Genomic DNA, 12922 nt, shown 5'->3' with positions numbered 1-12922 from the left:
ACCCCATGCACAAAGCCATCCGCCTCGCGCTCGCAGCCACGATCCTGACGCCGCTCGCCGCCGCGCCGGCCGCGCAAGCTGACAACGTTGCCAGTTTCCGCATCGACACCAAGCGGATCGATACGTCGCTCGCGGAAATGGTGTCGGGCGGGCGCGCGGCGGGCGTCTCCGCGCTGGTGTGGCAGGGCGGCAGGGAGCGTTATTACGGCCAGTTCGGCTTTGCCGACCGCGAGGCGAAGCGGGGGATGAGCCGCGATACGCTCGTCAATATCTTCTCGATGACCAAGCCGGTCACCGGCGTCGCGCTGATGACCTTGTGGGAGCAGGGCAAGTTCGGGCTCGACGATCCCGTCGCGCGCTACATTCCCGAATTCGCCGATGCGCGCTTCTATGCCGGCAACGATGCCAATGGCGTGGCGATGTACAAGCCCGCGACGCGGCCCGTGCTGATCCGCGACCTGATGCGGCATACCGCGGGCGTACCCTATGGCTTCACGCAGACGCCGCCCGATATCCTGTGGCGCTCGACCCAGCCGCTGAGCCTCGACAATGACCTGGAGACCGCGGCGAAGATGATCGGCGGGCTGCCGCTGACCTTCGATCCGGGGACGCAATGGTCGTACAGCTCGGGCGTCGATGTGCAGGCGCGGCTGGTCGAGATCTTCTCCGGCATGAAATTCGCGGACTATGTCGCCAAGACGATCTTCCAGCCGCTGGGGATGAAGGACAGCGCCTGGGCGCAGCAGGCGGACAAGCTGCCGCGTTTCGCCGCGAGCTATACCAAGACCACCACCGGCCTTGCGCGGGTGCCCGACGAACAGGCGCGGGCGCTGAGCTGGGCGGGCAAGAAGATGACGATGGGCGGTGCGGGCATCTGCACCACGATCGACGACTATATGCGGTTCGCGCGGATGCTGCTCGGCAAGGGGACGCTGGACGGGGTGCGGATCCTGAAGCCCTCGACGATCCGGCTGATGTCGACCGACCAGCTCGATGCGCGCGTGACCCAGCGGCTGTGGCTGCCGGGCAAGGGCAATGTCGGCTTCGGGCTCGATTTCGCGGTGCGCGTGGGGCAGCCCAAGGACGCGAAGGAAAATCGCGGGGCGGTGGGCGAATTCTTCTGGGACGGGGCGGCTTCGACCCTGTTCTGGGTCGATCCGGCGAACGATCTGGCGGCGGTGTTCTTCGTCCAGGTCTTTCCGTTCGACGGGACGCTGCACCATGATTTCCGCACGGCGGTCTATGGCGCGGACTATCTGGGGCCGGCGGGGGATTGAGGACCAAACCCGTCATCCCGGCGAAAGCCGGGACCCAGAGCCGCGAGCGGCGTCGTTGAGTAACCCTGGGTCCCGGCTTTCGCCGGGATGACGATCATTTTAGTATTCCCGCCAGCATGACCCGCAAGATCATCCATGTCGACATGGACGCCTTCTTCGCCTCGGTGGAGCAGCGTGACGACCCCGAATTGCGCGGCAAGCCCGTCGCGGTGGGGAGTGCTTCCGGGCGCGGGGTGGTCGCGGCGGCGAGCTATGAAGCGCGCACGTTCGGGGTGCGCAGCGCGATGCCCTCGGTGACGGCGCTCAGGCGGTGCCCGGACCTGATCTTCGTGCCGCACCGGTTCGAGGTCTATCGCGCGGTTTCTGCGCAGATCCGGGCGATTTTTCGCGATTACACGCCGCTCGTCGAGCCGCTGTCGCTCGACGAGGCCTATCTCGACGTGACCGAGAATCTGAAGGGGCTGCCTTCCGCGACCGAGACCGCCGCGGAGATCCGCGCGCGCATCCTGGAGGAGACGCGGCTGACGGCGTCGGCGGGGATTTCGTACAACAAGTTCCTCGCCAAGCTCGCTTCGGACCAGAACAAGCCCAATGGGCAGTTCGTGATCACCCCCGCACAGGGGCCCGGTTTCGTCGCCGCGCTGCCCGTCTCGCGCTTCCACGGGGTGGGGCCACGAACGACCGAGAAGATGAACCGGCTGGGCATCCACACCGGCGCCGATCTGCGCGAGCGCGAGCTGGGCTGGCTGACCGCGCAGTTCGGCAAGGCGGGCGCCTGGTACCACGCCATCTCGCGCGGCGAGGATCATCGCGAGGTGACTCCCGACCGGCCGCGCAAGTCGGCGGGATCGGAGACGACGGTCGAGGTCGATCTCGCCACGCCCGCGGCGGTCGAAGCGGCGATGCTCGAACAGGCCGATGGGGTGTGGCGCTGGATCGAGAAGAGCGGCGGGCGCGGGCGCACGGTGACGGTCAAGGCGCGCTATGCCGATTTCCGGATCGTGACGCGGAGCCGGACCCTGGGAGCGCCGGTGAGCGACCGCGAGACGCTGCATGCGGTGAGTCTGGCGCTGGTGCGGAGCCTGTTTCCCCTCAGGGATGCGATCCGGCTGATCGGGGTGACGCTGTCGGGGTTCGAGGAGGCGGCGGCTGAGAATCTGCTCGATCTACTCTAACCCGTTCGCCCTGAGCTTGTCGAAGGGCTGTTCTTCTTCTGCGGGTCGGTCGAAGAAGAAAGACAGGGCTTCGACAAGCTCAGGGCGAACGGGGAAAAGTCAGGATTTCACCACAAATTGTGGCGCATCGGGGGGCACCGCGGCGCCGCGCCAGCGTTCGATCGGGAAGACCTCGGTCTGGCCGCGCTGGTCCCAGCGGCGCTTCATCAGCGTCGCGCCCTGTTGCGTGGTGCCGCCGATCGTCGCGCGGGTGCGGACCCAGAAGCTGGTCGAGCGGAACGATGTGCCCCAAGGGATGCTGAGCTTTTCCGAAACCAGATCGGCGGGGGTCAGATAGCCGCGGCGGTTGCGCTTCTCGATCAGGCGGTGGACCGCGAATTCGTCGCGGAACAGGAGCAGCAGCATCTCCTCGTCGGCGGCGTTGAGGTTGATCGTGGTGGTGCCGGGGAGCGCGGTCACCAGCTTCTCTAGCCGGTCGAGCACCGCCGGATCGAGCCCCATCGCGCGGATCGGGCGGAGATCGGTGACGGGCCCGCCAAGCCGCACCATCTGGACACAGGCATCCATATCCATGTCGCTGAGGCCGATGGTGCGCGCGATCGTCTGGAACATGATCAGCGAGGCGGCCTCGCCCGACCGGACATTGTTGATGTTGAAACGGCCCTCGGCATCCGAAATGGCGAGGTCGAACGTGCCGCCCTCGATCGGCGCGCCGCTTTCGGAGAGCGCGCCCCAGGGTTCGCCGGGATAGTCCTGGCCCGGCGAGGTGTCGCCGTCGCGGCGGAGCGCGACGATCGCCGAGACCTCGCCGCCACGCACCGCCGCGAGCGCACGCGCCGCCTCGCGGGTGCGCAGGCCCCGGTCGAGCGCGAGTTCCTCGCGGTTGATGAGCAGCAGGACGAGCCCCGCCGCGATGGCGACCATCATCAGGACGTTTACAAGTATCATCCCGGCTTCGCCGGGTGGGACCAGGATCATGCCCTGTTCCTGGGGGTCGGGGCGTTTCATAGCGGCCCCGGCTGCTCGGGCGGAAGCTGTTTGGGGAGGACGACGACGCGGCGCAGCGTGCCGGCGGGGCGGCCATTCGCATCGGTGACCACCAGTTCCATCTCGATCGCCTGCGGCCAGAGATCGGCGACTTCGGGCGCGTCGGTGATCGGCCAGCGGTCGCGCCATGCGCCGTTCCAGAAGCGCCAGCGCGCCGAGGCGACGCCGGGGAGCAGGCGCTGCGGGGCGCCGTTCGCCTGGCGGATCAGCATGCCGCCGACGAGGCGATATTCGACCGGTATGCGCGCGCCGCCGATGCCCGGCGCGGCGCGGACGAATTTGAGGCCTTCCTTGGCGTTGCCGCTGATGCGGCCGGTGGCGATCTGGTCGATATCGCTGGTGACCACGAACATGGTGCGCTGAAGCTCCGCAAGGCGATCGAGCCGGACTTCGGTGCGGCCCTGGACGCCGAGAATGCCCTGCACCAGCGCGAGCCCGGCCACCGCGATCAGCGCGAACAGGCCGAGCGAGATCATCAGCTCGATCAGCGTAAAACCAGATTCTTCGTTGGCCGGCTGCGCCGGCGTGCGGCACCAGCCCGCTCCCCCACCCGGCCTCCCATAGGCTACCCTATGGTAAGGGAGGCCGGGTGGGGGAGCGGGCTGGTGCCGCACCCCACAAAGGGCTCTCATGATCCCGAGCTCACCGCGACGGGCTCGTAGCCACTGGGGCGTGCGACGACGATCGCGAAGTCGCGCGCGACGCTGCCGTCGGTGCGGAAGCGGACCGGGCCGGTGACGCCGTGGAAGCCCTGGCTCGAGAGCAGGCCTTCGGGCGTGAGCTTGTTCGAGGCGCGCAGCGAATTGGCGATCCCCGCCGCGTCGTACGCCAGCGCGGCGATCGCGCCGGGATTGGAACCGTTGCGCGCGGCGAATTCGCTGGCGAAGGTGCCGAAGGCCACCGGATCGGGGCTGGCGAGCCAGGCGCCCTCGAGCGCGCCGAGCGCATCGGGCCGGTGATCGAGCGTCTGGAGCGTTCCGAGCAGCAGGACGCCCGATTCCCTGAGCGCGCGGGCGACCGCAAGGGCGGGTTCGCTGCTGCCCGGGAGCAGTACCGCATCGGGCAGCTCGCCGAAATCGGGAAGCGGCGCGCCGGGGCTGACCGCGAGGACGCGGATGCGCAGCCCGATCTCGGACTCCATCCGCCCGGCGGCGAGCGCGGCGGCGGCCGACCAGGGCGTGCCGTCGTCGATCACGAGGACGCTGCGCACCCCGCGCGTGCGGGCATAGCGCAGGACGGCGCCGGTGACCTGCCCGGCGGTGATGCCGAAGATATAGGTGCCGGGCGCCTTGAGCACCGAATCGTTGCTGAAGGCGATGATCGGCACGCGGCCCGCAACGGTCGAGCTGACCGCGGGGACTTCCTCGGCGAGCAGCGGCCCCAGGATCAAAGCGGGCTTGAGCTTGAGCGCGGCGGTGGCGGCCGCGGCGGCGCCGGCGGCGGTGCCGAGCGTGTCGAAACTCTTCACGAAGGCGCTGTTTTCGGCGAGCAACGCGGCCGAACGCATGCTAGAGCCCAGCCGGGCACGCTCACCGCTGAGCGGCACCAGCAGGGCGATCGGGCGCTTGTCCTTCTTCTCGCCCGCTGCGAACGCAGACGAGGGAAGCACGACCGATGCCGCTGACGCGACAAGGCTGGATTGCAGGAGCTTCAGCAGGTCCCGGCGATGCAATTGCGACTCCCGATCAGCGTGCCGTGGCACGGCGGCGTCTTATCCGTTTCGCGCTGCTGGGCATAGCCGCTTATGCCGTGGCGATGATCGCGACGATCCCGGCCGGGGCGGTCTTCAAGAACTACGCCTGGCGCAGCGGGATTTCGGGGACGATCTGGAACGGCGAGGTCGGGATCGTCGGCGGAAGCGTCGCGCGCTGGCAATTCGCGCCGCTGCGCTCACTGCTCAGCCTCGGCTATGCCGCCGACTGGCGGCTGCGCGGCCCCGATACCGATCTGGGCGGGCGCGTGGTTTCGGGACTTGGCGGCACGGTGCTCGACAAGGTGAGCGGATCGGCGACCGCCTCGCTGCTCCAGGCGATCCAGCCCAATCTGCCCTTCGCCTGCGATATCGTCGGGCAGGTCGAGATCGATCGGCTGGTGGTCGGCGGATCGGAGCGGATGATGGCGGCGCGGATGGTGAGCGATCCCGGCAGCTGCCGCCCGCGCTTCGGCGGCGGGCCGACCCAGCTGCCGTCGCTGATCCTGACCGCGCAGAAGACGGGGAAGGTCACCACGATCCGGCTGGCGCCGGCAACGCAGCGGCTCAAGACGCTGCTCAGCGGGACGTTGGCCGAGGACGGCACGCTGACGATCAGCCTGACGCCGGAGGGAGCGGAGATGATGCCGTTTATCGGCTTGCCCGCGGGGCGGCCATTTACGGGACGGATGTAGTTTTAGCCCTCTCCCGCATTCGCGGGAGAGGGGTGAAGGCTACAGCCCCACCAGATTGTTGAGGTTGATGATCGGCAGCAGGATCGCCAGCACCATCGTCAGCACCAGCCCGCCCATTACCAGCAGCACCAGCGGCTCGACCAGGGCAACCAGCGCGGTGACCAGCGCGTCGAGCTCGCGCTCGAGCTCGGTCGCGGCGCGGTCGAGCGCGGGGGCGAGCTTGCCGGAGGATTCGCCCGAGGCGACGATCGCGACGAGCATCGAGGGGAAGACCTCGGCCTCGGTCATCGCGGCGCGCAGGCTGATGCCCTCGCGCACGCGCTGGGCGACGTGGAGCGCGCGTTCGCGGACATAGTGGTTGGGGGTCACCGCGGCGGCGGCGTGGAGCGCGTCCACCAGGGGCACGGCGCTGCCTACGAGCGTCGCGAGGCTGCCGGCGAAGCGCGCGGCGTTGTATTGCCGGCTGAAGCGGCGGATCGGGCGGCGCTCGGTGAAGAACTTGTGCATCTTCAGCCGATTGGCCGGGACGCGGCGCCAGCGGGCGAAGAGTAGGAAGGCGAGGACGATCGCGCCGAGCAGCCAGAGGCCGTAATTCTGGAGGAACCAGCTCACCGCGATCAGCACGCGGGTGAGGAAGGGCAGATCGGCGCCGCGCGAGACGAACACCTTCACGATGTCCGGCACGACATAGACCATCAGCATCACCATCATGCCGAGCGATACGCAGGCGAGCAGGCCGGGATAGAGCAAGGCGAGCTGGAGCTTCTGGTTGTTGGTCTGCCGGTTCTCGACGAACTCGGCGAGGTGGTTGAGAACGTCGGGCAGCTTGCCCGAGGCCTCGCCCGCGGCGACCGAGGCGCGGTAATATTCGGGGAAGGCCTTGGGGTGGGCGCCGAGCGCGGTGGCGAAGCTGCGACCGTCGAGAATGGCGCCACGAACCTCCAGCAACAAAGTACTTACCGCCGCTTGTTCAGATTGTGTGGCAACAAGGCGGAGCGATTCCTCGATCGGAATATCCGACCCGACGAGCGTGGCGATCTGGCGGGTGACCGTTGCGAGCTGCCGGGCGTTGATGCCGCGGCGGAAGCTGGGAAGCGTGACCCCGAACGCCTTCTCGCGGCCCGTCGCTGCCGCCTCGACCGACAGCGGCAGCAGCGCCTGTTCTCGCAGCAGCGCGCGGGCGGCAGCGGGGGATGAAGCCTCGATGATCCCCTTGCGCGATGCGCCGGTCTTGTCGGCAGCCTTGTAGGCGAAGGCGGGCATTAGCGGGCGCCCAGGGATTGCCGGGATCGCGGGACCGGCAAATCCTCCATCATCGCTTCCAAGCGATCGTTCCGGCTTTTGTAACGCCTGGCATCGCAGCCGAAGTCAAAACGCATGTGCTCGTCGAAACCCGGCCCCGTCCAACGGACATAAAAGCCCCCGGAATCCGTGACGTAGGTGCCGGAACAGGTTGGGCTCAGCACGCTAGCGTCCGAAGTCGGACGTGCATCCCGCCGCATCGGTTCGAGTTCTGCGACCATCTTGGTGAACCGCTCGGGCGAAATGCTGAAATTGCCGGTCGCGGGCGATGGGAGGTCCATGCCCTTGAATTCGAAACGGCCCTTGCCATCGCTCTGCAGGTGGACCTCCAGGGCTGTGCCGCCCATACCGTTGCCGTTGACGAGCTCCAGCCGGTCGACCTTGGGCGGAGATTGGGTACCGCACCCCGTGGCGAGAAACGCCGTCGCGATCAGAACGCGGACAAAAGGGGCAACGCTCACCCCTCGTCCCTCACCACGCGGGCTACTTCCTCGACCGTCGTCAACCCGGCGCGCACCTTGGCGACGCCGTCATCCATCAGGCTCGGTCCCGCCTTGCGCGCCGCCGCCTCCAGCTCAGCCTCCGACGCGCCGTCATGAATGCGCTTCTGGAAGGCGTCGTCGACCGCGACGACCTCGTACAGCCCCTCGCGGCCGCGATAGCCCTCGCCGTTGCACTGCTCGCAGCCCTTGGCGCGCCAGAGCGGCTTGCCGGGCTTGATCGCGCCGCCGAGCAGGAGCGAATCGGCCTCGCTCGCCTTGTCCTCGACGCGGCAGGCCGGGCAGAGCTTGCGCACCAGCCGCTGCGCGACGAGGCCGACCACCATCGGGGCGAGCAGATAGCGCTCGACGCCCATGTCGATCAGCCGGGTGACCGATCCGACCGCGCTGTTGGTGTGGAGGGTCGAGAGCACGAAATGACCCGTCATCGCCGATCGGACCGCAACCTCGGCGGTTTCCTGGTCGCGAATCTCGCCGACCATGATCACGTCCGGGTCCTGGCGCAGGATCGCGCGCAGGCCGCGGGCGAAGGTCATGCCGGTGCGGGTATTGACCTGGGTCTGGCCGATCCCGGCAAGTTCATATTCGATGGGATCTTCGACCGTCATGATATTGCGTTTGCGGTCGTTCAGCCGATGGAGCGCGGCATAGAGCGAGGTCGTCTTGCCCGATCCGGTCGGGCCGGTGACGAGCAGCATGCCGTGCGGGCGTTCGAGCAGGCGGTTGAACACTTGCCGGTCGCGCTCGCTCATGCCGAGCGCGCCCAGATCGAGCCGCAAGGATCCCTTTTCGAGCAGACGCATCACCACCCGCTCGCCATGCTGGGTGGGGATGGTCGAGACGCGGGCATCGACGTCATGGCCCCCGATGCGCAGCGTCACGCGGCCGTCCTGGGGGATGCGCTTCTCGGCGATGTCGAGCTTGGCCATCACCTTGATGCGGCTGACGAGCAAGGGCGCCAGCGCGCGCGGGGGCTCGATCATGTCCCGCAGCACGCCGTCGACGCGGAAGCGGATCACGAGCCGCTTTTCCTGCGTCTCGACATGGACGTCCGACGCGCCTTCCTTGACCGCTTCGAGCAGCAGCGCGTTGATCAGGCGGATAACGGGGGCGTCATCGCGCGTGTCGAGCAGGTCGTCGACGGCGGCGGCGCTGTCGGCGAGCGCGGCCAGATCCATGTCGCCAAGGTCGAGATCGGCGGCGGCGGCGTTGCCGCTGTATACGGCGCTAAGCGCGGCATCGAAATCGGTGTCCGAAGCAGCGACGAAGACGGCGCCGGGGGCGATGCGCTGGACCTCCAGCATCGCGTCGAGGCCGACCCCGGCGCGGTGGACGCATTCGATGCCTGCGGGGGTCGCGCGCAGGAGCACGCCCTGGCGGCGGGCATAGCTATAGGGGAGCGCGGGCGCGCCTTCGGTGACGATCAAAGTCTCGTTCATGATCCGAAATCCACGACCGCGGCGACCCGGCCCGGCGCGCGGCGGGTGAGCTCGACGCGGCGCACGGTCAGCTTGCTGGTGGCCCCGAGATCGGCGAGCCACGCGACAAGGCTGTCATAGCTGGCGTCGGCGATGGTGGCGCGAGCGCCGCCGGGGATCGGGGTGACCTGTGCGACGACGCCGAACGAGGCGCCCGAACTATTGACCACGCTGAGCGGATCGCCCGTGCGCGGCGCGGCGCGCTGGGGCGAGAGCGCGCCGGCGGCGCGGATGCGGGCGTTGAGCGTCTCATAGGTGCGGATATCGGCAAAGGCCCTGGCGCGGGCGTTCTGGAGCGGGAAGATCACGCCATAGACCAGCACGATGCCACCGATCAGCGTGCCGAGCACCGAGAGCATCACGCGTTCGCGCGGGCTGCGGCCGTCCCACCATGCATCGAAGCGCGCGATCGCCGATTCGAAGGCGGAGAGGCGGATGATGGTGATCTTCATGCGCCGGTCGCGGTCAGGCGGATGCCGGTGGGGCTCTCCGCGACGGTCGCCCTGATCCGCGCCGAGGCCATGGCGGAGCGGATGCGGTCGGCAAGGCCGGGCTGTGCATCGAGATCGAGGATCAGCATATTGCCTTCGAACGCGATCTTCTGCGCGCTGATCACTCCGAGCGGCGCGAGCGCGCCCGAGACGCGGTTGAGCAGCGGCAGGAAGACCTGGGGAGCGCCCCCTCCCCCGCCCGCGGGCAGCAGATTCGCCGCGGTGGCGGCGACATCGCCGGTGACGGGCACGCCGGGCGCCATCTGGGTCACCAGCTTGCGGGTATCCTCGGCACGGCGATCGGCGATGACGCGCAGCATCACCGTGTCGGCGAGCGCGATGCCGGTATGCGCGGCGGCGCCAAGTGCCACGATCCAGCCGATGCGGCGGAGGGTATTCGAGGTTGCGCGGCGGCGGGCATAGGCGCCCTGACGAAGGTCGAGCGCGGGCGGGGCGAGTCGGCTGGCCAGCGCTTCGGGTTCGAGCGCGGCGCCCTCGAGCATCATCTCGGCGGGCAGCGGCGCGCCGTACGCGGTGGCCGGCGGCTTGCCCGCGGCTTCCCATGCCGGGCGCAGCATCGCGGCGCCCAGCGCGAAGCCGGTGCCGTCGCCCGCACGGACCACGGCGCGGCTGCCCGCCAGATCGACCGACCAGCCGCCCTCCGCCGGTACCGGCAGCGCGAGCGCATCGGGGACGATCGCGGCATGGCCGAGCCCCGCGGCGTCCGCGGCCTCGACCCAGTTCGCCATCACCTGGTGCCGGACGACTCCGACCAGGTAGCGCTTGGGCGCGATCGCCGCGCCGAGGGCGAGGTGGACCGCGTCGATCGAATCGGCAATCCGGTCCTCGATCGCGAAGGGCAAGGCCTCGAGCCTTTTGGCGCGGCTCGACAGCGGCAGATCGACCGCGAGCAGCAACACCGATTCGGTCGGGACGAGGATGGTTGCCGGGCCGTCCGGCTCGTTTATGATGAGCCTTCCGCCGGAAAGCGACCAAACGCCCGCCGCCCTGGCTGTAACATCAGTTTCACTGACCGACCGCATGGAACCCCGGATGCGCATAGTAATGAGACAATTCAAGGACTGCGTTGCACCGCAGCCCCGCCCTGGCAAGCCGATCCCGCAATCGGAAGCCGGACTGACGCTGATCGAGATGATGATCGTGCTGGTGATCATCGCGATCGTTTCCGGCCTGATCGTGATGAGCGGCATCCTCGACCGCCCCGATCAGGCGCGCGTCACCGCGGCCAAGACCAACATGACGACGCTGGCCGGCGCGCTGGCGATGTACCGGCTCGACAATGGCGATTATCCGACCGCGGATCAGGGGCTGAAGGCGCTGGCCGTCCAGCCCTCGCCCCCGCCGCCCGCCTGGCACGCCTATGTCCAGGAGGAGCCCAAGGACCCCTGGGGCCGTGACTATGTCTATGCGGTCGAGGGAGGCGCGTTCACGATCACCTCGCTCGGCAAGGACGGCAAGCCCGGCGGCGAGGGCGTCGACGCCGATCTGGTCCAGAAGGGCCAGTAACGCCGGTGCGCGCGCCCCCAGGCCAGCGCGGCTTCACGCTCGTGGAGATGCTGATCGTGCTCGCGATCATCGGCGTCCTCGCGGGTGCGGTGGCGCTGAGCGTGGGCAGCGTGACGCGCGCGCCGAGCGTCGAGGCCGAGGCGCGGCGGCTCGCGACCCGACTCCAGGCGGCGGCTGACGACGCGATGCTGGGCGACCGCACCATCGCCTTCACGATCGAGAAGGACGGCTATGGCTTCGCCACCGTCAACGGCAAGGAGATGGTGCCACGCACCGATGCCGGGCTCGCCTTCCACCGGCTGCCCGCGGGGATGGTGGTGACGCTCAACGTCACCCCGCCGATCGTGCTGGGGGTCGATGGCGCCGGGCAGCCGCTGTCGGCGGTACTGGAGAGCGGCAAGCAGCGCTGGGTCGTCACCTATGACGGCATGACCGCCACCGCGATGCCGGCGCCGAAGACGTGAGGTTTTGGCGCTCCCGTGCTCCGGCGAAGGCCGGAGCCCTGGCGGCGAGCGCGCCGTCCCAAGGCCAGGGCTCCGGCCTTCGCCGGAGCACAGCTGAAGACGGCTTCTCCCTGATCGAAGCGCTCGTCGCGCTCACCGTGCTCGCCATCGCCAGCGTCGGGCTGATGCGCACGGTCGAAGCGCATATCGATTCGACCCGCGGGCTCGAACGGCGCGCGGCGGCGATGTGGGTGGCGGAGAATCGGCTCGCCGAAATCGAGCTGGGCGGCGCCGCGGCGCAGGACGCTCCGTCGGAGGTCGAGATGCTCGGCCAGCAATGGCGCATCGAGGTCAAGGAAAGCGAGACCGACGACGCCGAGATTCGCAAGCTGCACATCACGGTATTCGGAGTCGCGGATCGCGCGCCGCTTGCATCGCTCGACGGGTTCGTGGACGGGAGGGGACGATGAACGCCCTCGCCCTCCCCGCCCTCACCCCGCGCCAGACCAAGCTCGCGCTCGATCTGCTGACCGCGGGGGTGGTGATCTCGGTCGCGTTCGCGCTCGCCGGGCTGACCTGGCGGATCGCGGGGCATGCCGGGGTGGGCGCGGTAACCGTGCCCTCGGGCCGCAGTGGACCTGCCATGCCCGCCAATACTGGCCCGGCGATCGCGCTGGCGCCGTTCGGCAAGGGCGTCGCCACCGATGCCAGCCAGCCGACCGCGCTGCCGCTGGTGCTGCAGGGCATCGTCGCCGCGCAGCCCGCGAGCGCCTCGACCGCCTTCATCGTGGTGAGCGGCCAGCCCGCCGCACCCTTCCAGATCGGCCAGAGCGTCGGCGGGGCGACGATCCAGGGGATCCTGCGCGACCGGGTGATCCTGTCGAACCAGGGCAGGCTCGAATATCTGACCTTCCCCGATCCCAACGCCGCCGCGGCGCAGGCGGCGGCCGCCAAGCCGGGCACGACCGTGGCGATCATCCCCGGGCAGCGCCCCGGCGCGCCCGCGTCCAACCCGCCCCCGGTCGCGCCGCCCCCCAATCCGGCGCAGAGCACGCAGAATATCCTCCAGCGCTTCAACGCCACCCCCGTCGATGGCGGCTATCGCATCGGCAGCGCGGTGGCGCCGGGGATCAATGCCGGGGACATTCTCCTGTCCGTAAACGGGACACCGCTGAGCGACCCCACCGCCGCCGGCGCCGCCTTCACTGCCGCGCAGCAGAGCGGCTCCGCAACGATCCAGATCCTCCGCGACGGGAAGCGCATGACGCTGACCGTACCGCTGCGCTAGAGAGAGTTC

15 protein-coding genes are annotated in these 12922 nt (G+C 69.1%); 7 read left to right on the top strand and 8 right to left on the bottom strand.

What is annotated here, in order from left to right; genetic code table 11:
• Positions 1-5 precede the first annotated feature (5 nt).
• Entirely contained in the window at positions 6-1277 is a 1272-nt protein-coding gene (locus tag OF829_RS09410) for a serine hydrolase domain-containing protein (RefSeq protein WP_264939755.1), read from the top strand.
• Positions 1278-1393: 116 nt separating this feature from the next.
• Positions 1394-2452, top strand: a complete 1059-nt coding sequence (gene dinB / locus OF829_RS09405; RefSeq protein ID WP_264939754.1) for a DNA polymerase IV — start codon at positions 1394-1396, stop codon at positions 2450-2452.
• A gap of 99 nt (positions 2453-2551) precedes the next feature.
• On the opposite strand, the gene OF829_RS09400 is transcribed toward dinB, so the two are convergent.
• Genes OF829_RS09400 through OF829_RS09390 form a run of 3 tightly spaced genes read right to left on the bottom strand, consistent with a single transcriptional unit; the run spans position 2552 to position 5171 of the window.
• Positions 2552-3430 (bottom strand): type II secretion system minor pseudopilin, encoded by an 879-nt coding sequence (locus OF829_RS09400; protein ID WP_264939753.1) that lies wholly within the window; start codon positions 3428-3430, stop codon positions 2552-2554.
• Positions 3431-3456: 26 nt separating this feature from the next.
• Positions 3457-4131: a type II secretion system protein GspJ gene (locus tag OF829_RS09395; protein ID WP_264939752.1), complete on the bottom strand. Its 675-nt coding sequence runs from the start codon at positions 4129-4131 to the stop codon at positions 3457-3459.
• Complete coding sequence (locus OF829_RS09390) at positions 4128-5171, bottom strand: ABC transporter substrate-binding protein (RefSeq protein WP_264939751.1); 1044 nt, start codon at positions 5169-5171, stop codon at positions 4128-4130. Before OF829_RS09390 ends, OF829_RS09395 begins: the two co-directional genes overlap by 4 nt.
• Before the next feature lie 23 nt (positions 5172-5194).
• Here OF829_RS09390 and gspN point away from each other — a divergent pair, with 23 nt between their 5' ends.
• Positions 5195-5884 carry a type II secretion system protein N gene (gspN, locus tag OF829_RS09385; protein ID WP_264939750.1) on the top strand — a complete coding sequence of 230 codons (690 nt, stop codon included), beginning with the start codon at positions 5195-5197 and terminating at the stop codon, positions 5882-5884.
• 39 nt (positions 5885-5923) lie between these two features.
• Here the strand turns inward: gspN and gspF are convergent, their stop codons facing one another.
• Genes gspF through gspL form a run of 5 tightly spaced genes read right to left on the bottom strand, consistent with a single transcriptional unit; the run spans position 5924 to position 10698 of the window.
• Complete coding sequence (gspF, locus tag OF829_RS09380; RefSeq protein ID WP_264939749.1) at positions 5924-7147, bottom strand: type II secretion system inner membrane protein GspF; 1224 nt, start codon at positions 7145-7147, stop codon at positions 5924-5926.
• A complete protein-coding gene (locus OF829_RS09375) occupies positions 7147-7647 on the bottom strand; it encodes a hypothetical protein (protein WP_264939748.1) in 501 nt (166 codons plus the stop codon). Before OF829_RS09375 ends, gspF begins: the two co-directional genes overlap by 1 nt.
• Positions 7644-9125 carry a type II secretion system ATPase GspE gene (gene gspE / locus OF829_RS09370; RefSeq protein ID WP_264939747.1) on the bottom strand — a complete coding sequence of 494 codons (1482 nt, stop codon included), beginning with the start codon at positions 9123-9125 and terminating at the stop codon, positions 7644-7646. The genes OF829_RS09375 and gspE overlap by 4 nt, the downstream gene beginning before the upstream one ends.
• On the bottom strand, positions 9122-9616 hold the full coding sequence (locus OF829_RS09365) for a type II secretion system protein M (protein WP_264939746.1): 495 nt from the start codon (positions 9614-9616) through the stop codon (positions 9122-9124). The genes gspE and OF829_RS09365 overlap by 4 nt, the downstream gene beginning before the upstream one ends.
• Positions 9613-10698, bottom strand: coding sequence for a type II secretion system protein GspL (gene gspL / locus OF829_RS09360; protein WP_264939745.1), 1086 nt, complete (start codon positions 10696-10698; stop codon positions 9613-9615). The genes OF829_RS09365 and gspL overlap by 4 nt, the downstream gene beginning before the upstream one ends.
• A gap of 22 nt (positions 10699-10720) precedes the next feature.
• Between gspL and gspG the strand changes: the two genes are divergently transcribed.
• From gspG to OF829_RS09340, 4 genes are read left to right on the top strand one after another with little or no spacing between them, the layout of a single operon-like run.
• On the top strand, positions 10721-11182 hold the full coding sequence (gene gspG, locus OF829_RS09355; protein WP_264939744.1) for a type II secretion system major pseudopilin GspG: 462 nt from the start codon (positions 10721-10723) through the stop codon (positions 11180-11182).
• Between the two features lie 5 nt (positions 11183-11187).
• A complete protein-coding gene (locus OF829_RS09350) occupies positions 11188-11646 on the top strand; it encodes a GspH/FimT family pseudopilin (RefSeq protein ID WP_264939743.1) in 459 nt (152 codons plus the stop codon).
• On the top strand, positions 11643-12095 hold the full coding sequence (gene gspI, locus OF829_RS09345) for a type II secretion system minor pseudopilin GspI (protein WP_264939742.1): 453 nt from the start codon (positions 11643-11645) through the stop codon (positions 12093-12095). Before OF829_RS09350 ends, gspI begins: the two co-directional genes overlap by 4 nt.
• Positions 12092-12913, top strand: coding sequence for a type II secretion system protein N (locus OF829_RS09340; protein ID WP_264939741.1), 822 nt, complete (start codon positions 12092-12094; stop codon positions 12911-12913). Before gspI ends, OF829_RS09340 begins: the two co-directional genes overlap by 4 nt.
• The last annotated feature ends 9 nt before the right edge of the window (positions 12914-12922 follow it).

It is taken from the genome of Sphingomonas caeni, from assembly GCF_026013415.1.
GTDB lineage: Bacteria > Pseudomonadota > Alphaproteobacteria > Sphingomonadales > Sphingomonadaceae > Sphingomonas > Sphingomonas caeni.
The sequence above is the reverse complement of the archived record's forward strand: the minus strand, read 5'-3'. Positions and strand labels throughout refer to the sequence as shown.

Coding starts and splice junctions, on each gene's coding strand:
- OF829_RS09410 (WP_264939755.1), top strand. CDS start 6: ATGCACAAAGCCATCCGCCTCGCGCTCGCAGCCACGATCCTGACGCCG.
- OF829_RS09400 (WP_264939753.1), bottom strand. CDS start 3,430: ATGATCCTGGTCCCACCCGGCGAAGCCGGGATGATACTTGTAAACGTC.
- gspL (WP_264939745.1), bottom strand. CDS start 10,698: ATGCGGTCGGTCAGTGAAACTGATGTTACAGCCAGGGCGGCGGGCGTT.
- OF829_RS09340 (WP_264939741.1), top strand. CDS start 12,092: ATGAACGCCCTCGCCCTCCCCGCCCTCACCCCGCGCCAGACCAAGCTC.
- OF829_RS09395 (WP_264939752.1), bottom strand. CDS start 4,131: ATGAGAGCCCTTTGTGGGGTGCGGCACCAGCCCGCTCCCCCACCCGGC.
- OF829_RS09365 (WP_264939746.1), bottom strand. CDS start 9,616: ATGAAGATCACCATCATCCGCCTCTCCGCCTTCGAATCGGCGATCGCG.
- gspF (WP_264939749.1), bottom strand. CDS start 7,147: ATGCCCGCCTTCGCCTACAAGGCTGCCGACAAGACCGGCGCATCGCGC.
- dinB (WP_264939754.1), top strand. CDS start 1,394: ATGACCCGCAAGATCATCCATGTCGACATGGACGCCTTCTTCGCCTCG.
- gspG (WP_264939744.1), top strand. CDS start 10,721: ATGAGACAATTCAAGGACTGCGTTGCACCGCAGCCCCGCCCTGGCAAG.
- gspE (WP_264939747.1), bottom strand. CDS start 9,125: ATGAACGAGACTTTGATCGTCACCGAAGGCGCGCCCGCGCTCCCCTAT.